We start from the raw sequence: 19,603 nt of genomic DNA, 5'->3' as shown, positions 1-19,603 counted from the left end.
AATTGGTGGGAGTGGAGAAACTGTGTGCTGTAAGTCGCTGGTAGCGTTCTAATTGGTCGGAAACCGGGTGAAAGTGTGCTGCAAACCGCTGGTAGCGGTCTATTGTTTCCTTTCAGTCATTATCCATGCAATGCAGCAGCCTCTTAGCTACTGGGTGCAGCCCTCGCTTTTCAAGCTCATCGTGTAATAGCAAGAGGGAGTTCGCATCCCGAATCGCCTGGGCTTGGTAATCGCGGACGAACGACAATAACGTCTCCGTCTCGGCAGAGCCGATGAAGGAGAGGAGTTCGTCCAATTGATGATACGGAATCTCGCCCTTGGCGGACCAAGGGTGGGATTCGAATCTCATGCCATTCCGCTCAGGTTGGGTCGGCATGATTCCGATTCCGTCCATCGTCCGGACCGCAATCCGGGCTTTTCGTTGTGCGCGGATTTGCTGTAAATATTCGTAGGGATCGGGGAACGTCGTGAGTCCGAATCGTTCGATGGCCGACTTGGACAACGATTCCTTTCGCAGCCTTCTTTCTCTCTGATCTCCGTTTTCATCCGCGATTGACTGCCTTTCCCTTCGAACGGCTTCCAAGTACTCTTCTCTGCTAGAGAAATCATTCAGCAATAACAACTCGTTACCCGCAAACGTCAAAGAGAAAAATTCCCGTAAATTGCACGCGACCAGCCTCGCGCAATTCCCGAAGTCCATCGGCGAAACGCAGATGACCGGGGCTTCTTCCCCATTTTCCATCGTTCCGAAATCGGTAAGCAAAGCATAATGGATACCGTCCATTCCGGTTCGCGCGAACGTCACGGAATCCGCGGGCGAGCAACTATAGCCGCCGTTTCCATCGCCGAGAATACCGAGATACAACCCTGACGGTCGTTCCCATTCAGGCAGATCTTCGTCAACGGTTTTCTCCCAATTCATGACTTCTCTCAACAGCTCAGGTTCCTTCACCGCGGTTACTCCATCCTCTCAATAATAAGTAAGCTTTCTAAAGATGATATCCCATAAGTTCTATTTTAGGGAAGAATCAAGCTGTCCCAAAGGCGGTTGTATTTGTTAATGAGATAGCGATATCTCCATTAAAAGGTCCCGTCACCATAATCGTTCTTAGCGATTTCTAGACTTTGGAGTACGTGAACGTACAGGATAAGGTTTATAATCAAGGTAGAGAGAATGTCTATTTGGATTAGAGGCGGAATCTATGAACCTTGAATTTATAGAGTTAAGCAGAAACAAGAGAATCGCTGTATGGTTGAGGCGACGATTGTCGGGGGCTTACGCGCGGGACAACGGGATATGGAAATCGGCTATCGTAACTTTGTGGCTATTCAGTTGTTTGGCGGTCGGGATATCCGCGCTTGGCATGCCGACGGGCTTCGGTACGTTGTTCGATGTCGTTACGGGGTTAGCGTTAAATACGATTGCTTTAGCTATATCGTCCGCGGTTGTCGGTGCCTTGTTAGCGATCGCCGGCGTGAAAGTGCCCCGATTCACGGCGGGCAGCTTCCTATATGTAGGCGTGCTTGTTTATTTCGTCCTGTACTTCTCCGAATTCGGTTGGAAGGGCGCTACCGCTTTCTCGATTACGAGTACGCTGTTGGCTGCATGCTTAGGTGTTCTAGTTTGGGGGATAGTGCGACTTCGACTTCGATTGCAATCAAAAACGCGAAGGATGGTATTGGGGCTGGGGGCGCTCGTCGTCGTTCTCTTTCTTGCCGTTTCCGGTTATCCGCGTTTGCTTCCGACGATGTCGGACTCGGATGCCGATAGTGCAGACGGTGCGGCCCCGAACGTAGGAAACGATGTGCATTCCCTATCCGCGATCCTCTCCGATCCCTCGGAGCCGGGTGATTATGTCGTCGATTCCTTCACTTATGGAAGCGGGGGCGATCGGCACCGTTCCGAATTCGCCAAGGGAGCCGATGAGTTATCTTTACCCGTAGATGCTTCGGCTTATATTGATAACTGGCCGTGGTTACGGGACAAGTTCTGGGGCTTCGATGAAACGAATCTCCCGCTTAACGGCAGGGTTTGGCTGCCGGAGGGGGAAGGGCCTTTCCCTCTAGTGCTCATGGTACATGGCAATCACTTGATGGAGAAGTTCTCCGATGGAGGCTACGGTTACTTAGGGGAATTGTTGGCTAGCCAAGGAATCGCCGCCGTATCGGTGGACGAGAACTTCTTGAACTATTCGGTTTGGTCCGGAATCCCTAAGCAAGACATGAAGCTGCGCGCTTGGTTGCTATTGAAGCATATCCAGCAAATCCAACAGTTCAACGTACAAACCGAATCCCAGTTTAACGGTCGGATCGATTTTCAGAGGATCGCATTGCTCGGGCATTCCCGCGGCGGACAGGCGGCGTCGATGGCAACGGATCGAGACTCGTGGTTTCCGAATGACTTAAGCTTACCCGACGAGGATAGCTACTCGATTCGCGCGGTTATCGCGCTTGCGCCTACGGATACGGAAGTGGACGGCAAATGGACCCAGCTTAGGGATGTTTCTTATTTAACGCTGCAGGGCGCGAAGGATGCGGATCTCGTTAACTTTTACGGCGATAGACAGTACGGTCGAGCTACGTACTCCGATGAGTCCGATGCGTTCAAAACCTCGCTCTATATAGAGGATGCCAATCACAGTCAATTTAATACGGATTGGGGCGAATCCGATAACGCCATGCCGGCCGGTCTGTTTATTCGCCCAACCGAATTGCTTGAGCCGGAAGACCAGAGGCGGATTGCGCAAGTGTATGTTTCCGCTTTTCTGGAGACGGTCTTTCAAGGTTCCGAACGATATGATTCCCTATTCCGGGATTATCGGACAGGGCTTGGATTTCTCCCGCCGACCCGATATTTCAATCAGTACGAAAGCGGCAGTTTCCGTCGGATCGCCGATTTCAAGGGAAAAGCTCGCGAAGTTCTCTCTCCCGGAGTAACCGCGGAAGCGACCGATCTGACCGATTGGCGGCATACGGATGCTTTGAACCGTCAAGGGAAGGGCAAAGGGGATAACGGCGTCGAACTGGAATGGGATGCGGAAGGTTCTTATACGATCAATCTGAATCCGGCTTTGATTGGCGAGGTCGATGAAGAGGATGTCCTCATGTTCTCCATGGCCAATATGGGGCGCGATCTGGAAGAGCTGGAAGAGGAGATCGAGGAGCCGGAGATGCTCGAGGCGCTTGAGGAAGCGATGGAATCCAACTTGTCGATCGATATTGAGGTGGAGGACCGGGAAGGCAACTCGGTGAGGTTGCCGCTTGATCGATTCCGGGAGACGGAGCCTCAAGTGGCTACCGAGTTCACGTGGCTGCCTAGAATGGAATCCGTATTGAGCGAAGGAAAGTTTAAGGACGTCGAGGAACCGGTATATCAAGTATATGAGTTGCCGCTTGACTCTTTCGTGGAAGCTAACCGCGAGTTCGATCCGTCGGAATGGTCGCGGATTACGTTCCATTTCAACGAGGGACCGGGCAAAGTGATGCTGGACGATCTGGGTTTGATGCCCGGGTGATCAGATGGAGACTCGAGTAATCGGGTCTCTTTTTCGCGCGCATACGAAAACCGTTTTACGCCGCTTTCAGTCTAATGGGTATAAGGAGGGGCTTCATGGAAACAGATCAGCTAGTCCGAGCGGCGCAGCAAGGCGACGATGAAGCCTTTTTCTTCCTGATTAGCTCCGAGAAAGAGCGACTCTATAAGATAGCCTATTCTTATCTGAGGAACGAGGAGGAAGCGCTGGATGCCTTGCAAGAGACGACATGCCGGGCATATGGGAAGTTGCGTGCGTTGAAAGAGCCGCGTTATTTCGCGACATGGCTTATTCGAATATTGATCCATTATTGCATCGATGAGCAGAAACGGAAGCGGAAGCGGAAAACATTTTCTGATATCCGTCATCCCGACCAGATTCAACAGAATCAAAGCTCCGTAGACGATAGGATGGAGCTCGAGAAGGCGATCGAGAAGCTTGATCCTCGGTACCGGCACGTTATTATTTTGAAATATTATCAGGATATGACGTTGACCGAGATCGCCCGATTGTTGGAGAAGCCCGAAGGAACCGTGAAAACATGGCTGCACAAAGCTCTTGAGCAACTGCGAGCCCAAGTCGGAAGGGAAGGGGGCGGCGAAATTGTCGAATTATGAATCCTTGGAGCGGGCGCTTCAATCGGCGGGGGAAGCCCATTCGGAGATTCCGTTACCGCCAGCCGAATTAGATATGCGCATAACACGAGGAATAGAGCAAGGCAAGAAGGAACGACTGAGAGCGAGGCGGCTACTGAGGCGAAGGCTCTGGTCGGCGGCAGCGGCTTGCCTATTGCTAATGACCTGCGTGTTCGGCATTCGGTTATCTCCCGCCTTCGCCTCAATGTTGCGAGATATACCGGGTATGGAGACTTTCGTGAATTTTATCCGCAGCTCGAATGACCGTGGGTTGGGATTGGCGCTCGACAACGAATTCGTTCAGCCTCTTGCGATTTCGGATGAGTACGGAGGAATATCCTTTACGGTCGAAGGAATGATTGCCGACGAGAACAGGGTGGTTATTTTTTACTCGATCAATAGCGGTTCCGATCAAAAGCTCGTGGTGCTGGATCGACTGCAAATAAAGGCTCCGGATGGAAAGGAGTTGGGCGCTATGAGCAGTTACGGGGACATAGGCATAGAGCAAGAGTTGCCATTCAAAGGTTTGAATAAAGGCTATGTGGATATTCAGATGGAAAATGGTTCGCGAGTTCCGGATGCCGTTACTCTGAAAGCCCAACTAAAACTAGCGGATCCGGACAATCCTGCGGCAAGGTATGAAGGTCCGGATTTAGATGCGACCGAGCCTTCCGAAGCGGTCGAGCCAGCAAGACCGAACGATCGCTTCTACGAAGTAACCATTCCGATCGATCAGTCGAAGTTCGCGGGCATGAAGCGAGAGTATCATCTGAATCAGACCATTACCGTAGAGGGGCAACGAATCAACTTCGTCAAAGCGACCGTCACGCCGTTGCAGGTGAGGATAGAAGTTAAGTCCGATCCCGCGAATAGTAAGGAAGTGTTCGGTGCGGGCGACATTCGGTTGACGGACGAGAACGGCGAACAATGGAAATCGTTCTGGAGTATGGGGAATGTTGACGATGGCGCGACCATTGGTTTCGAGAGCAATTTTTTTCGTAAGCCCAAGGAGCTATATCTCGAAGGAGAATGGTTCCGCGCGTTGGATAAGGATAAGATGGACGTCGTGGTCGATATGGATCGGCAGGAGCTCATTCACAAGCCCGATTCCTTGCTCAAGCTTAGAAGCATAACGCCATTCGGAAAATATAAGAAGCTGACATTATCGATGTTGGTGGATCATGAGACGGATAATATGATGTACGGCGGCATGTTGGAGTCAAAATTCAAGGATGCTTCCGGCAAAGAATACGATATGGCTGACATTCCGGGCGGCGTCATTTCAGGGTCGAGCGGGAGGGGGGCGCCAAACGAGCAGGAAAGCTATTACTACTTGAATGATGAGGATTATGAGCAGCCGCTTGCTTTCCGAGTTTATCAGTATCCGAGTTATATTCGCCAGCCTTACAAAATTCAAATTAAATAAGGTCTGGAAATAGGGGCTGACGCATTCTAGTTTCTATCTAACGGAAGCAGCCGCCGCTATTTTGCTCAAAATGGCTCTTTTCAAAATCTAACGGAAGTAGGCGCTCTTATTTATGTGTTTTTCAGTGAAAACAGGCCATTTGGGCAGCAATAGCGGCGCTTAGTTCCGTTAGGATTTTAAAACGCTTGATATCGTCCAAATAGCGTCCGTGGCCGCCGTTAGAAAATACACCACTGCGAATGTGGTTCGAGCGCTGATTAGTCTAATGAGTAATGTCAAAAAAGGAGGTCGCGGGGCGAATTTTTTCGCACGGCGTGCTGCTCCCGGCGCGCGGTGTGCCGTTGCATGACGGGGGTTGACAACATGCGCGACGGTGTCGCCATTTAACCTGATCAACCTCAAGCCAAAGTTTTCTCGAACACGATCACGTTAAATCCGTCGATAACCGTCGGCCCTTTTTTAACGTACCCGTTTTTCTCGAACAATTTATGGGCGCCATACTGGTTATTCAAAGCGTCTAAGTAAATTTGAGCGAATCCCAAATCTTTGGCGCGCTGCTCGAGCTTATTCAGAAGCAGTTGGCCGTATCCGTTCTTCTGATAGGTGGGATGAACGCGAAGCCGCTTGATTTCGGCCGTCTGATCGTCCAGTTTCTTGAGCCCGCCCATCGCGAGAATATTTCCTTTATAGTTGGTGCCGACAAGAAAATCGCCGCCATCTTGAATGTATTGCTCCTCGATATGAAAAATATCGTGATAATGCTTATGAGTCGGTTCCACCCCGGCTTCCGAAATAACGAGTAAATGAATTCTCCATACGTGGTCGTGATCCGCCGTTGAATAACGTCTGATACGTATCATGAGTATCTCTCCCATTCACCTAGTCTACATGTAATATAAACTAACATAAAATGAGGAGTTTTTCCAATGTGAATTTCTTATTAGGGCATGAATGAATGGTTTGCGTTAGTTAACATTACATAATTAAGATATGCGTTTTGATTCTGAGGTTTAAGGTTCTTGGGTAAGGCCTGACCTCGTTTTCTCATAAATCGCGAGACGTTGGTGAATGACCTCCAGAAGAGGGACCTCGCAATCGTGGCGGTGAGCTAACTCTACAAGGTAACCTTGAATATGCGCCGACTCGGTAGGGAGCCCTAGCTGGAGGTCCCGCAACATGGAAGTTGTGCTCTGTGCGGACAGTTTACCGACTATCAGCAGTTGTTTTTCAATATAATCATCGCTTAACGTTCCCCCTGCGCGCAGAATTACGTTAACCGTCTCGGTGTAAACGCGCCTAAAAGTATCCATGCCCCCAGGGGCTTCGCGGATGTCCCCGACCGGTGCTTGAAACAAAGTCGTCAATCCGGATAAGACGTTGATAAAGGCGTACTTTTCCCACAAGTCCCGCTCGATGTCCGGTTTCTCTACGAACAAAGAAATAGAGGACAAGAAAGCTCTTACCGCTTCATACTCATCTTCGGAGAAGTTGCGAAACTTCCCGTAGGTGAATAGATGGTGCGGGCTCAGATGACGTATGCTGCCATCCTCTCCCAAGGTTGCTTCGATGCGGGCTACTCCGCCAAGCAAAGGCTGACCGGGATAAGCCGCTTCTATTTGCTCCATATGCTTCATTCCGTTAAGGAAGGGCAAGATGACGGATCGGGAATGCAAATAGGGCCTAAGTTGTTCAAACGCTTCCGGAAGACCGTACGCCTTGGAGGCGATGATCGCGACATCGAACGTTCCTCCCGGTCGTCCGCTCGACAGCAGCGGAGGGTGACCTTCATAATTTCCGGTGGGACTGTGTACGACGAGCCCCGTTTCCGCAAGCAAGCGCCGGATAAATTGTCTCGGGGGCTCCCTTTCCTAAAGAGTTCGGATTATAATGACAAGAAAGGAAAATTCGGAAGGGGGATTCCGGTGATCGTATGGATCAACGGCGCATTCGGCTCTGGAAAGACCCAGACGGCGGCGGAATTACATAGAAGAACGGACCGTTCCTTCGTCTACGATCCCGAGAATGCGGGTTATTTTATCCGGAAGAATGTCCCTCCGCATCTCCGTCACGATGACTTTCAAGATGATCCGTTATGGCGTGAATTTAATTATTCCATGCTGAAGCGTCTGGATCGCGAATATGACGGAATGATTATTGCGCCTATGACATTAGTAAACCCTCAATATTTCAATGAAATCGTCGGGAGATTACGCGACGAAGGAGTGGTTCTCCACCACTTTGCCTTATGCGCTTCCAAGGAAACCCTGAAGAAACGTCTCGGAAAACGGGGGGAAGGAAACGGTTCTTGGGCCGTGCGGCAAATAGACAGATGCATCGAAGGGTTGGCGGGGGCGAAGATGCAGCATCGCATCGATACGGATGGCCTAACGATTTCGGACAATGTCGAACTTATCGCGTCGTTAGCGCACATCGATTTGTTGCCGGATCATAGGGGAAAGGCTAGAAAAGCGGTCGATCGATGGATCACGCAGGCTAAGCATTTTCGGTTTTTCGGATAATGGAGAATGGATCAAAAACACGCACGAGGTGAACGTCATGGATTCTTCTGTATATGTTATAGCGTTATTGGTTGCGGCATTGATTATATGGCGGAGAGCGCGTGGAATGTATCGGCCGATTCGCGGAAACGGAGTCCGGCTGATGCTTCCGTTATTGTTCCTGGTACCTAGTTTGTTTCTGATCGTCAATCCGAAGGCTCATGCTCCGGCATGGGAATGGGGGGCGGCACTGGCGGTGGGATGCCTGCTTTCCTTGCCGTTGATTTTCACGACCAACTTCGAGCGCAGGGACGACCAACAAATCTATGCAGTCAAAAATATGGGGTTCTTCATCGCTTTCATAGGCGTAATAGTCGTCCGCTTCGTCATTAGAGATCACTTGGACGGTCTAGATTCAGAGACGGTGGCTGCGCTATTCATGGTGCTGTTAATCGGGTACGTGATCCCGTGGAGGGTCGTATCTTTCCTTAAATTCCGTAAGCTTTACTCGAGTCAACCGCAAACAAACGTTGCGAAATAAAATCTAATGGCATAACAATGCCGTTTGTTCTGACGAAACATGAAACCTTCATTAGAAGAGTTTCATGTTTTTTTGTGCATAAGGGGGGATTAGGGAGGAGAATGGAGTCCGCGATATAGGTGCTTCGTAGGAATTTCGGCGATTCTAAAGGATTTTGAGGAAAAATGTTGAAACATGACAGTACACACATTTGAATGTTACCTACATATAGAAGGCAGGGAGCAATCATGGCTCAAGGTACTCGAATCGGTGTGATCGCTCCGCACCTGGATGGGGAATATTACGGACGTCTGCTTCCCTTCATTCACGATGCGGTTAGAGAGAGGCAATCCCAGCTATTCGCGGTACAGGTCGCGGACGAGTATCTCGGCATAACGGCGTTGGAAGAGCCGATCGCGTTCGAACTCGTCGATGCATGGATTTTGATCTTGCCTTCTGCAAGCGCTTCGTTTCTTGAGTTGCTAGGAAACAGCGACAAGCCCTTCGTCTGCGTCGGATTTCAATCTCCTTACCCGAACGGTCATTCCGTCCTTGTAGAGAATCGCGGTAGCATGAAAGCCGCCGTCAACCATCTCGTCGATCACGGACATAAGGCGATAGCCTTCGTCGGGAATACGGAACAGTACGACTTGCATCAACGGTATTTAGGATACCGGGATGCGCTGGAGCAGAACGGACTGCCTTTCGATGAACGCCTGCTCGTCCTGACGAACGATAACTTATTGGAAGGCGGAGTATACGGGGCGGAGAAACTGCTTCAGAGCGGGGGGGCTTTTACCGCCGTTGTCGCAGGGACGGACTTGAACGCTCTCGGGGTGATCGACTGTCTGCAGACGAGAGGCTATTCCGTTCCGGGGGATTATGCGGTCATCGGCTTCGACGACATTCATCAAGCCGCGGTGAATTATCCTTCGTTAACGACGGTGCGGCAGCCTTTCGAGGCCATGGGAAGAGAAGCCGTTCGCAGAGTATTCGAATTGCTGGATGGCAAGCGGTTGAACGAGACGGAAGTGCTCATTCCCGCTCAATTTATCGTCAGGTCCTCGTGCGCCTGCGCGGAGAGAACGCAATTCGCTTCGGCGGAAGAGTTCGATCATTATTTGCAAAATCTGTCCCAGCTTCGCCTTTCCCTACATAATATTACGATAAATAACTACCAGATGACCCGGGGATTAATCATAGCGACCAAAGAAGAGAAAATTCATATTTCCGACTTGTTCTGGAACCTGTCTCATTGGGGCTGCTTGGCTCTGTGGGAAACGGATGATGAAGGCCACAGACATTTGGTCGTCAGGCAGGTGTTCAGCAAGAAGGGGGATCCGCTGCCTCCCGAAGGGAAGAAGTACCAGTTGCACGATTTTCCGCCCATTGATTTTCTTCCTCCCGAAACAAGGCCCGGAGGCAAGGACGTCGTTATTTTGCATCCGGTCAAATCCGAGCTTCAGAATTGGGGATACATCGCTCTGGCAGGTCCTTTGGATTCGTTGAACAATTTCGTTGCCAACGATCTATCCCGCCATAGCTTTACGATACTGGCGGTCGCGTTGGAACGCGAGTTGCTCTTTCATCAGATTCGCTCGATCGCGGAGAAGCTAGAGATCGTCTCGAGAACGACGAACGACGGCATATGGGACTGGGACTTGGAGACGAACAAGATCGACTGGAACATTCGGGCGCACAAAATATTAAGCGGCTCGACCGCCGATCTATCGAATGCCCCGCGGTCGTTCTTGAAGTTAGTCCACAGGGAGGATCGGCAAGCGGTTCGGACGGCTTTCGGCAAGTCGCGGAGGAAGGAGCATCCGATTCAACTGGAGTTCCGGATTCGGGGGCTGGACGAGCAATATATTTGGGTTTTCCTCGCCGGAGATATCGTTTGGGATGACAAAGGGAACGCGACCCGGATTATCGGATCGTTAACGGATATTACGGAGAAAAAGGCGAACGAAGCCAGAATCACGCAGTTGGCTTACCAAGATGCTCTCACCGGGCTGCCGAATCGCCTCTTGTTCAAGGATCAATTGAAGAACGCGATGGAGGATCGTTTAAGAGACGGGAAGAAGCTTGCCGTTATGATGATCGATCTGGATCGCTTCAAGATCGTCAACGATACTCTCGGTCACCAGACCGGGGATTTGCTCCTGCAGCATGCTGCGCGAGCGCTGAAAGAATGCGTTGGAGAGAACGATATTATCGCCAGGTTAGGCGGGGACGAATTCATAGTTCTGTTGTCTCCGATCGAAGGGGTAGAGGACGTCAGGCGGGTAGCCGACCGAATGCTCCGGCTGCTTAAACAGCCGTTCATACTGGAGGGGCAAGAGTTCTACTTGTCCGCCAGCATCGGTGCCTGCATGTATCCTTGCGACGGTACGGACGTTGATTCCTTAATCAGGTTTGCCGATTTAGCCATGTATCACACGAAAGAAAACGGAGGCAATCGCCTCGGAATTTATACCCCGGCATTAAGCTCGAAGCGGGTAGAAAGGTTTAATATGGAAAATGGATTAAGGTACGCGCTGGAACGGAATGAACTTACGTTGAATTTTCAACCTCAAGTGTCCCTCGTCACGGGGAAAGTCTATGGAGCGGAGACGTTGCTTAGATGGAATAGCCCTGACGGCACAACCATTCAACCGGGGGAGTTTATCCCGCTGGCGGAGGAAACGGGACTCATCGTTCCGATCGGGCAATGGGTGCTGGAGCAGGCTTGCGTGGAATGCAAGCGGTGGATACACGCGGGGATGCCTTCACTGGTCATTTCGGTGAACATTTCGGCGTTGCAATTTCAACAGGATGATTTTCCGGAGATCGTACGGAACGTTCTCCGGAATACGGGAATCGAACCGTTTAACCTCTGCTTGGAAATAACGGAGCATACGGCGGTTCAGAATCTGGAACATAGCATTCGAATGCTGGGCGAGTTAGTGAGCATCGGAGTGAAGATCGCCATAGACGACTTCGGAATCGGACAGTCTTCGTTGCTGTGGCTTAAGAAGCTGCCGGTACATATCGTTAAGATCGATCCCTCGTTTATTTTGAATATGATAGAGGATTCCGACGATGACGCGATAGCTAAAGCGGTAATCGAAATGTCGCACAGCTTGGGATTATCGGTAACCGCGGAGGGAGTCGAAACGGAAAGGCAGCTCGAGCGGCTGCAGCAATTGCAATGCGATAGAATTCAAGGCTTCTTCACGGGACGCCCGATGACATCGGATCAATTCATTGCTTATTTTCTGGAGATCTCCAGTTGGATGAACGAGTAGTCGCGTAAAAATATCGTTCGTGATAGTCGCCGTGCCTCCGCCGTTGTCTCGGTCATAGCTTACATAGGTAGATATCTATGAAGCCGAGAGAGGTGAGGGAGCATTCTGAACCATTCTTCGAAGGGGAGGACCCGGTTAACGGGACGGATCGTCGTGCCGGGGGATCCCGCATATCCGAAAGCGAGACTGGAATTTAATCGGCGCGTTAACAAATTTCCTCGCGTTATCGTGTTCTGTCGGAGCGTGCGCGATGTCGTGAATGCGGTAAAGTGGGCCCGGGAGAGGGAAGTTCGGATCCGGGTTCGCAGCGGGAGGCACAGCTACGAAGGATTCTCCACTTTAAATGGCGGGATCGTCATCGACGTAAGTCCGATGCGGAAGGTTTCCATAGATCGGCATAAGCGGATAGCGACGGTGCAGACCGGCATCCCTTTGGGGATGTTGTACAGCAAGCTATGGACCAAAAGATTGGCGATTCCGGCAGGCACGGCGCCGGATGTCGGCGTGGCCGGTCTTGCGTTAGGCGGAGGAATCGGCCTGCTTTCCCGCAAATACGGACTAACTTGCGACAGCTTGAAGTCGGTCGAAATGGTTGTCGCTTCCGGAACGAATAGCGCCAAACGAATCGTCGCCGACAACAACCGGAACGCGGATCTGCTTTGGGCGTCGAGAGGAGGCGGTGGGGGCAACTTCGGTATTGCGACCTCGTTCAAGTTCCGGGTAAAGCCTATTCGCGACGTTGCGATCTACCGGATCTTATGGCCGTGGAAAGATCTCGAAGCCGCGTACTCCGCTTGGCAGGCATGGTTTCCGACGGTCACCGACCGATTGACTACGACGATCGACCTCCAATCGAGACAGGAGGGCAAAATCGAATCCACGGGTCAGTTGCTCGGTTCAGCGGATGAACTGAAACGTCTCATCCAGCCGTTATTGCGAGCCGGAACTCCGATCGAGGTGAGCGTCCGCACGGTTCCTTTTATCAAAGCCGTCGAATTTTTTGCCGAGTCCGATCTGAACTTAGCTCCGAAATTCAAAATATCGGGAACCTACGCGTTCAAGCCGCTGCCTCCGGAAGGGATTCGCGTGTTGCGGCGGTTCTTGGCTAACGCACCCAATCGTCATGCGTCGGTATGGTCTCAATCGTTGGCGGGCGCGGTGGCTCGTATTCCTCCTACCGCTACGGCATACGTGCATCGCCAAGCGCGCAACATTCTGGAGTTGTCGTCCAGATGGTTTAAGGACGAGGAAGCCGCGCGCAACGCCGACTGGGTTCACAGGCTCCGGCAAGCATTGAAGCCTTACACCAGAGGCGATTATGTTAATTTTCCCGACTTGTCGATTCGAGACTGGCAGCAAGCTTATTACGGGGTGAACTTCAAACGCCTCACGAGAATAAAACGCAAATACGATCCCCGCAACGTGTTTCGGTTTGCGCAGAGCATTCCGCCTGCAACCGCGCCGAGAACTGCTTTGAGGAAAGGCTCTACCCGCTAGCGTTCTTCATAGAGCGATACGATCGCTTTGCTCTCTTCGTAGACGGTTTCCCGAAGCTCTTCGGGGGATAGGGCTTGGGCGTATCTTCCTAAACCGAGCAGGATTTCGCAGGCGGTCTCGAGCGTCTGGAATTCCACGGCGGCTTCCGTCCAATCCGTGTCCGCGACTGCTGAAGAGGATATGACTTTTACGTATCTCTCGCGCGAGAATTGGCTCCAACGGACGGAGGCTATTCGTACCTGCGCGGGATAACGGGGGAGATTGGTTTTAAATCGTTCGACCGATCGTTCCCAGTATTCGGCTAGATCGAATGCCTCGGGGCGGGCGAAGGTTGCTTCGAGCCGAGCGATATCTTTCAAGCGGGAGATCCGGTAAGTGCGGATCTCCTCTTCCGTCTGCGCGATCATATACCAGACGCTTTGTTTGGCGACGAGACCGAGCGGATGGACGATGCGCTCCGCGTCGGTATCCGAGTCCCAACCGCGATAAGTTATGCGCAGTCGTTGCTGCCCCCAAATCGCTTCCTGCACGGCTTGCAGATGAGAATTACGGATAGGCTCCGCGGCGTGCCATCCGGCGCCGTCTACGTGAATCCGTTCGCGGACGTATTCCGCATCCGTTCTGACGGTCGCGGGAAGCGCCGAGAGCAGCTTGAGGAACGCGGTACTCAGGTCTCCGTTCAACCCCAGATCCTTCACGATGCTAGAAGATTGAAGGAGCAGCAAGGAACGGATTTCCGTTGTCGTCATGCCCGTGATTCGGCTTCTATAGCCTTCGGATAACATCCAACCGCCCTTGGAGCCCCGTTCCGCGTATACCGGAATCCCGGCAATGCTTAGAGCTTCCATATCCCGGTGAACGGTTCGTTCGGATACCTCGAGTTGGCCTGCGAGCTCTCGCGAGGACATTTGTCCATGGGTTTGCAACAAAGACATAATCATTAGCAAGCGATCCGCTCTCATGAAATAAACTCCCTCCGTCGTTCGTTACCCTAACTGTACCCTTCTTATATGACAGGAGTTGTCATCTATCCGTACTATACTTTAGGGGTAATGGATATACAAATGCTAAGGAGGAGTTATGGGTATGAAACCTTTGGAAGGCAAGGTGGCCGTCGTTGCGGGAGCGACGAGAGGGGCGGGCCGGGCAATCGCGATGATGCTTGGAGCGGCGGGAGCGACCGTATACGGTACCGGCCGCAGCGTGAGAGGCGGCCCTTCGGATATCGGCCGTCTGGAAACGATAGAAGAGACGGCGGAATTGGTGAACAAGCAAGGAGGGCGCGGCATTCCCGTACAAGTCGACCATACGGTGGAAACGCAGGTGAAAGAGCTGTTCGCGAGGATCGAGGAGGAGCAAGGCGGGAGGCTGGATATTCTCGTTAACGATGTATGGGGCGGAGAGAAGCTGTCGGAATGGGGAACCCCGTTCTGGGAAGGATCCTTGGACAAGGCGTTGCTCATGCAACGGAGAGCGGTTCAGTCTCACTTGATCACGAGTTATTACGGAGCGCCGCTTCTCGTGAAGAGGAAACAAGGATTAATCGTAGAAGTGACGGACGGCTACGATTACCGATATCGCGGCAACTTGCCATACAGCTTGGCGAAAGTGTCGGTTATCCATCTGGCCGAGGCGCTTGCGTCGGAGTTGCGGCCGCATGGCGTAGCGGCGTTGTCCGTCACGCCGGGGTTTCTGAGATCGGAGGAAATGCTGGATCATTTCGGGGTTTCCGAGGAGAATTGGCGGGAAGGCGCCGAACAAGACCCCCATTTCCTGCAATCGGAAACGCCGTTTTATCTCGGGCGGGGGGTCGCCGCATTGGCCGCGGATTCAGGCTTGATGGACAAGTCCGGGAAAGCTTTTACTTCTTGGGGGCTATCGGACGAATACGGCATCGTCGACGTAGACGGCAGACGGCCGCATTGGGGGAGTTATGCGGAGGAGCAAGGATTCTGATCGGGATTTCCTGCAGCCTTTTATTTCGGGTGGTTCCGCGTTTGTCCTCCTACGGTATAGGGAGTCGTGATTCCTTCGTACATGAGATGCATCGACATGCCGACCGCCGCATGAGTCAGATTGTGGCAATGATCCATCCAAAGACCGGGATTATCGGCGACGAAACCGACTTCGTACGTATCTCCCGGCTGAACGTCGAGCGTATCGGAATACCATGGGGATCCGGTTGAATCCTCTCCGTTATAGGATAGAATCAACATGTGGTGCCCGTGAAGATGCATGGGGTGATCGACGGCTCCCCTATTCGAGATGGTCGTCTTGACGAGATCCCCTTCCTGGACCATGAACATCGGGGTATTCGGGAATACCTCGCCGTTCATCGTATACAGGGAGCCGAACCGGCCGTTATAGAAACCGAGCTTGTTATCCAGGATTAATTCGAACTCCCGATCGAAATCGCTATTCGCCTGAATAACGGTTTCGGCAGGTTTGCCGTAATGGAGAGGGTCGAAAGCCGTTGTACTCGGGATATCGGGGATCTCGCCGGTGCCGTCCCGGCTCATGAGAATCCCTAGTTTCTTATTGCCGCCTACGCTAAGGAATACGGGATGGTCGGGCATGAGAAACGTAAGATCGGCCCTTCCTCCCGTCGTGAGTACGATATGGGTATCCTGAAGCTCGCTTGGCTCGTTCAGCTCCGTGCCGTCGATAGCGGCGACTTGGAACGGCGTGTCCACGAGCACGTATTTCTGTCTGACCCAATCCTGGGTATTGATCAGCCGGATTCGAACGGGAGTGCCCGGGGTGACTTGCTTGCGTTGGATGCCGTTATTGCTGCCGATGGACAATCCCGCGCCGTCCCATACGTGGGTCAGGATCGTTACGTCTTCTTCGGGGCCGTGTTCGATCGGCGTTTCGGGTTCTACGATTAACGCTCCGAACAGCCCCATCTTCACGGCTTCTTGAGAATCCTGGTGCGAGTGGTACCAGAATGTTCCCGTCTGTTCGGCGATGAACCGATAGACGTGTTTCTCCCCGGGCATCACCGCATCCTGAGTGGCGCCGGCAACTCCGTCCTCGGCATTGGGGACGTCGAGTCCATGCCAATGAATCGTCGCCCCAACCTCGATATCCCGGTTAATCAACGTAACTTCAACCAGTTCGCCGCGTTTCATTCTCAGTTCGGGACCGGGGAGTTGCCCGTTGTAAGTCCAAGCGTCGACTTTCTTGCCCGAACCGAGCGCGATGGTTTGTTTCTGAGCGGTCAAGGTGAACTTCCGATCGGGAGTCCGATCCCGAGGGCCCGTCAGCATCGCTAAGGAGAAGTCCGATTGCGTAGCGTGTTCGAGTTGCGTACCTCCGCCGAAATCCATCGGGCCTTCCGCCATGTTAAGCCGGTTGGGAAGTTTGCTATTGTAGCTTTGGATGATTAATCCGATGGACGTTATTCCGGCGGCGACGAAGAAAATACCCATTCCTCTAAGCAATCTCCTTCGCGGTTGGAAGGTAACGGTCGCATCGGGATGGCTTAATCTCCGCAAGCGGCGGTCGTGGATCGTCCATAAGGCTACCGATGCGGCGAGCCAGATGAGGATAGGGACGATGGCTTTCGTCAAAGTGAGCGGAACGGGCGTAACGAGCAACAAGTAGAAAATCGTAGCCGCTCCGAGAGCCGACGATTGAAAGGGCAAGATGACCATTGGGTGCGCGGCTTGCATGCGAATTCTCGCGGGGAGCGGAGCGCCGGTCGTCCCGCGCGTTTCCTTCCAAAGCTTCAATAGCCTTGGCATAGCCAGCAGCCCAATGCCCAGCATAGGGACGGCGACCAAGGGGAGATGAAGCAGAATGCGATCCTCCCAGAAAACGGGGCTCATGGATACTGACATGAGCAGGGTTGCGACGATGATTCCGATGGCGGGAAGCGCGACATAAGCGGCCCATACCATTTGCTTGCGGGTTTTGCGGGATAATCTCTCCGCCGATCCGCCGTAGAGCAGGCGAGAAGCTTTGTTGCCGGCGATCCAAGATAGGATGAGCAATAAGAAAACGCAAGCGTAAATGATTCCGGTAAGAAGAGAAAACAAAGGGGAAACCTCCTTGTTCGTTCCGTATCCTCAGTGGATAACTCTTGCTTTAATCGTATATTCAGAGCGGAAACGAAGGAACCGCCCGAGGTTTGGAATACTTCCTAGACCAAAGTTGGAGATGGTTGCCAGACTGCCTCTTGCTCGACCGTGCTCCCTGCCATATTTCGTTAACGACAAAAACGCCCCTTATCTCTTGAACCGCTCAAGAAATAAGGGGCGTTTATGCTTATGGCTATCGGTTACGGTTGCTGCTCGATTTTGATATTGCCGCTATCCACTCTAACCTTTACGAAATCTTTCGTTTCTCTCTTGGATTCCGGCGCGTTACTCGTACCTGAATCTACCTTAAGGTCGTAGAAGCCCGCGAAGCTGGAAGGAACCTGCACGTAAACATTTCCGGAATCGGCGGTAATGTCGGTATTGGAGGTGTCCAGCTTATACAACCGTATGTTTCCCGAATCGACCGATAGCGTCGTTTGCCCCGTCGTGTTCTCCAGTCGAATGTTGCCTGAGTCCGCCGAAGCCGTAATGTTCGCGGTGACGTGGTCTCCTCTTATATTGCCTGAATCCACTTCCGCGTTAAGGGAATCGCTTCGGAAACGATTTAAGTCGAGATTACCGGAATCCGCGGATAACTCTGCTACGGTAATCGGAATGAGCGTCGCGTCCGTAATGTTGATATCCCCTGAGTCCACATCGATCTTAAGCAGATCGAGGAGGGCGTCGTCCGAAACGGAGATGACGAACTCTTCCTTCGCGGTCACGAAGTTGAAGTCGAAGAAGTTGATGTATTTTTTAGGAGAACGGGTGAGATCTAAGGTGAGGCTTTGGTTCGAGATTTCGGTCGCCAACACTTTCTCGATCGTTTTCTCCGTTGCATGTCCGTTGAGTTGGATGGAGTTTTGTCCGTCGGTGCTCTTCACGAACTTAACGTTCACTTCATAATCGCTTTCGATTTGTAACTTGCGTAAGTCGGAAGCGGAGAAGGTCCACTTCTTCTCGAATTCCGGAAGATCCCCCTTATTAGACTCCCACCCTACGGTTAGGGCGCCTGCAACGCCGATCACGATAAGGCATGCGGCGGTAAAATACCAAAATTTCTTCATAGTCGAGTTCTTCCTTTCCATGTCCTAGAGGTCCATTGGCCGTATTTCGCCATCCCCGATATCAATTCGATGCCTGCCGCTCGGGAGAGTCCGGCGAATAGCATGCCTATGCCGACGAAACCGATTGCCATGAATAATTTAAATGGGGAGTACCCGCCGTATAGCGCTGATTCTAGCGCTAATATGATCGGCGACAGCATGCCGGCTAACGCCGCCAGGCATATGGCGGCAAAGGCGGCCCACATCGCGGCGATTACGGGGAGCGCGAATAGATTTAGAAAGAAGAGCACGATCGTTACGCCGATGCGCCGTGGGGTATCCCGGCCGGGCGCCCAGGGAGGTTGCGGCAGGAAATCGGGCCCGACGATATCTCTGGCTAGCGTTAACGGGTCGCCAAGCTCTCTTGCGATTTCGGCCTCCGACTTGCCGTATTGTTGTCCGTAAATAAAGTGCGCTTCGTAGTCGCGCAATAATTCGTTCCTTTCGTCCACGGGCAAGGAAACGAGGTAATGGCGAAGCGTCTCGATAAATTCTTGCTTGTTCATGGGATGATCTTCCTTTCCTTTCGTTCATTTTATCTCATTTATATTTCTCTTGATAACCGACGGGAGTTGATGCTAAACCCCGACTTAAGATGGGGGTTTATTGCCGGCGAGCCGAATCTAACTTAAGAATTCGCCTTGCTCGATCAAGTTGGATACGTTTTGCACGAAGGCGTTCCATGCGAGAACCAACTCCTTGGAATACAGCGCGCCTTCAGGTGTCAACTTGTAATACTTCCGAGGCGGACCTTCGCTCGATTCCTGCAGGTAAGTCGTACAGTACCCGTCTTTGACGAGTCTGCGGAGCAAAGGGTAGAGAGCGCCTTCCGCAACCTCGATGTGCTGCGATACCGCTTCGGCGAGTTCGTATCCATAACGGTCGTGTTTCTGGATAAGTACGAGCACGCACAGTTCCAGCACGCCTTTTTTGAATTGGGTATTGATATCCACGATGGTAACCTCCGATCTGTTCGTTCTGTGCTTATACTCAGTACTGAATAATGAATACTGGCTGAT

General features: G+C 52.1%; 16 protein-coding genes. 8 read left to right on the top strand and 8 right to left on the bottom strand.

Annotated features, from left to right (window positions below; all coding sequences use genetic code 11):
* Positions 1-112 precede the first annotated feature (112 nt).
* On the bottom strand, positions 113-952 hold the full coding sequence (locus tag HH215_RS20735) for a hypothetical protein (RefSeq protein ID WP_169281626.1): 840 nt from the start codon (positions 950-952) through the stop codon (positions 113-115).
* A 250-nt stretch (positions 953-1,202) separates the two neighbouring features.
* On the opposite strand from HH215_RS20735, the gene HH215_RS20730 reads away from it, so the two are divergent.
* From HH215_RS20730 to HH215_RS20720, 3 genes are all read left to right on the top strand, one after another.
* The gene (locus HH215_RS20730; RefSeq protein ID WP_169281625.1) at positions 1,203-3,515 is read left to right on the top strand and encodes an alpha/beta hydrolase; all 2,313 of its coding nucleotides are present in this window, start codon (positions 1,203-1,205) and stop codon (positions 3,513-3,515) included.
* 95 nt (positions 3,516-3,610) lie between these two features.
* Positions 3,611-4,150, top strand: coding sequence for a sigma-70 family RNA polymerase sigma factor (locus HH215_RS20725; RefSeq protein ID WP_169281624.1), 540 nt, complete (start codon positions 3,611-3,613; stop codon positions 4,148-4,150).
* Positions 4,137-5,594, top strand: coding sequence for a DUF4179 domain-containing protein (locus tag HH215_RS20720; protein ID WP_169281623.1), 1,458 nt, complete (start codon positions 4,137-4,139; stop codon positions 5,592-5,594). Before HH215_RS20725 ends, HH215_RS20720 begins: the two co-directional genes overlap by 14 nt.
* 398 nt (positions 5,595-5,992) lie before the next feature.
* Here the strand turns inward: HH215_RS20720 and HH215_RS20715 are convergent, their stop codons facing one another.
* On the bottom strand, positions 5,993-6,454 hold the full coding sequence (locus HH215_RS20715; RefSeq protein WP_169281622.1) for a GNAT family N-acetyltransferase: 462 nt from the start codon (positions 6,452-6,454) through the stop codon (positions 5,993-5,995).
* Between the two features lie 150 nt (positions 6,455-6,604).
* Positions 6,605-7,429 carry a 2-dehydropantoate 2-reductase gene (locus HH215_RS20710; protein ID WP_169281621.1) on the bottom strand — a complete coding sequence of 275 codons (825 nt, stop codon included), beginning with the start codon at positions 7,427-7,429 and terminating at the stop codon, positions 6,605-6,607.
* Between the two features lie 81 nt (positions 7,430-7,510).
* Between HH215_RS20710 and HH215_RS20705 the strand changes: the two genes are divergently transcribed.
* The 4 genes from HH215_RS20705 to HH215_RS20690 all read left to right on the top strand — a co-directional run bounded on the left by HH215_RS20705 (position 7,511) and on the right by HH215_RS20690 (position 13,396).
* Positions 7,511-8,113 (top strand): ATP-binding protein, encoded by a 603-nt coding sequence (locus HH215_RS20705; RefSeq protein ID WP_310735621.1) that lies wholly within the window; start codon positions 7,511-7,513, stop codon positions 8,111-8,113.
* A gap of 37 nt (positions 8,114-8,150) precedes the next feature.
* On the top strand, positions 8,151-8,633 hold the full coding sequence (locus tag HH215_RS20700) for a cytochrome c biogenesis protein CcdC (protein WP_169281619.1): 483 nt from the start codon (positions 8,151-8,153) through the stop codon (positions 8,631-8,633).
* Positions 8,634-8,860: 227 nt separating this feature from the next.
* Positions 8,861-11,899, top strand: a complete 3,039-nt coding sequence (locus HH215_RS20695) for an EAL domain-containing protein (protein ID WP_169281618.1) — start codon at positions 8,861-8,863, stop codon at positions 11,897-11,899.
* Between the two features lie 102 nt (positions 11,900-12,001).
* Positions 12,002-13,396, top strand: a complete 1,395-nt coding sequence (locus HH215_RS20690; RefSeq protein ID WP_254450593.1) for an FAD-binding oxidoreductase — start codon at positions 12,002-12,004, stop codon at positions 13,394-13,396.
* Here the strand turns inward: HH215_RS20690 and HH215_RS20685 are convergent.
* Positions 13,393-14,358: a helix-turn-helix transcriptional regulator gene (locus HH215_RS20685; protein ID WP_169281616.1), complete on the bottom strand. Its 966-nt coding sequence runs from the start codon at positions 14,356-14,358 to the stop codon at positions 13,393-13,395. The two genes, HH215_RS20690 and HH215_RS20685, sit on opposite strands and share 4 nt — an antisense overlap.
* A 124-nt stretch (positions 14,359-14,482) precedes the next feature.
* Between HH215_RS20685 and HH215_RS20680 the strand changes: the two genes are divergently transcribed.
* The gene (locus HH215_RS20680; RefSeq protein WP_174887634.1) at positions 14,483-15,352 is read left to right on the top strand and encodes an SDR family oxidoreductase; all 870 of its coding nucleotides are present in this window, start codon (positions 14,483-14,485) and stop codon (positions 15,350-15,352) included.
* A gap of 20 nt (positions 15,353-15,372) precedes the next feature.
* On the opposite strand, the gene HH215_RS20675 is transcribed toward HH215_RS20680, so the two are convergent.
* The 4 genes from HH215_RS20675 to HH215_RS20660 form a co-directional block, all read right to left on the bottom strand.
* Entirely contained in the window at positions 15,373-17,436 is a 2,064-nt protein-coding gene (locus HH215_RS20675; protein WP_169281614.1) for a multicopper oxidase family protein, read from the bottom strand.
* A gap of 242 nt (positions 17,437-17,678) precedes the next feature.
* On the bottom strand, positions 17,679-18,545 hold the full coding sequence (locus HH215_RS20670; RefSeq protein WP_169281613.1) for a DUF4097 family beta strand repeat-containing protein: 867 nt from the start codon (positions 18,543-18,545) through the stop codon (positions 17,679-17,681).
* Positions 18,542-19,090, bottom strand: a complete 549-nt coding sequence (locus HH215_RS20665) for a DUF1700 domain-containing protein (protein WP_169281612.1) — start codon at positions 19,088-19,090, stop codon at positions 18,542-18,544. Before HH215_RS20665 ends, HH215_RS20670 begins: the two co-directional genes overlap by 4 nt.
* 117 nt (positions 19,091-19,207) lie before the next feature.
* Complete coding sequence (locus tag HH215_RS20660) at positions 19,208-19,537, bottom strand: PadR family transcriptional regulator (RefSeq protein WP_169281611.1); 330 nt, start codon at positions 19,535-19,537, stop codon at positions 19,208-19,210.
* Between the last annotated feature and the right edge of the window lie 66 nt (positions 19,538-19,603).

Source organism: Cohnella herbarum (genome assembly GCF_012849095.1).
Lineage (GTDB): Bacteria > Bacillota > Bacilli > Paenibacillales > Paenibacillaceae > Cohnella > Cohnella herbarum.
The sequence above is the reverse complement of the archived record's forward strand: the minus strand, read 5'-3'. Positions and strand labels throughout refer to the sequence as shown.

Bases quoted from the DNA above. Each gene is read 5' to 3' on its own strand.
- HH215_RS20670 (WP_169281613.1), bottom strand. From the start codon at position 18,545: ATGAAGAAATTTTGGTATTTTACCGCCGCATGCCTTATCGTGATCGGC.
- HH215_RS20680 (WP_174887634.1), top strand. From the start codon at position 14,483: ATGAAACCTTTGGAAGGCAAGGTGGCCGTCGTTGCGGGAGCGACGAGA.
- HH215_RS20725 (WP_169281624.1), top strand. From the start codon at position 3,611: ATGGAAACAGATCAGCTAGTCCGAGCGGCGCAGCAAGGCGACGATGAA.
- HH215_RS20685 (WP_169281616.1), bottom strand. From the start codon at position 14,358: ATGAGAGCGGATCGCTTGCTAATGATTATGTCTTTGTTGCAAACCCAT.
- HH215_RS20730 (WP_169281625.1), top strand. From the start codon at position 1,203: ATGAACCTTGAATTTATAGAGTTAAGCAGAAACAAGAGAATCGCTGTA.
- HH215_RS20700 (WP_169281619.1), top strand. From the start codon at position 8,151: ATGGATTCTTCTGTATATGTTATAGCGTTATTGGTTGCGGCATTGATT.
- HH215_RS20695 (WP_169281618.1), top strand. From the start codon at position 8,861: ATGGCTCAAGGTACTCGAATCGGTGTGATCGCTCCGCACCTGGATGGG.
- HH215_RS20665 (WP_169281612.1), bottom strand. From the start codon at position 19,090: ATGAACAAGCAAGAATTTATCGAGACGCTTCGCCATTACCTCGTTTCC.
- HH215_RS20715 (WP_169281622.1), bottom strand. From the start codon at position 6,454: ATGATACGTATCAGACGTTATTCAACGGCGGATCACGACCACGTATGG.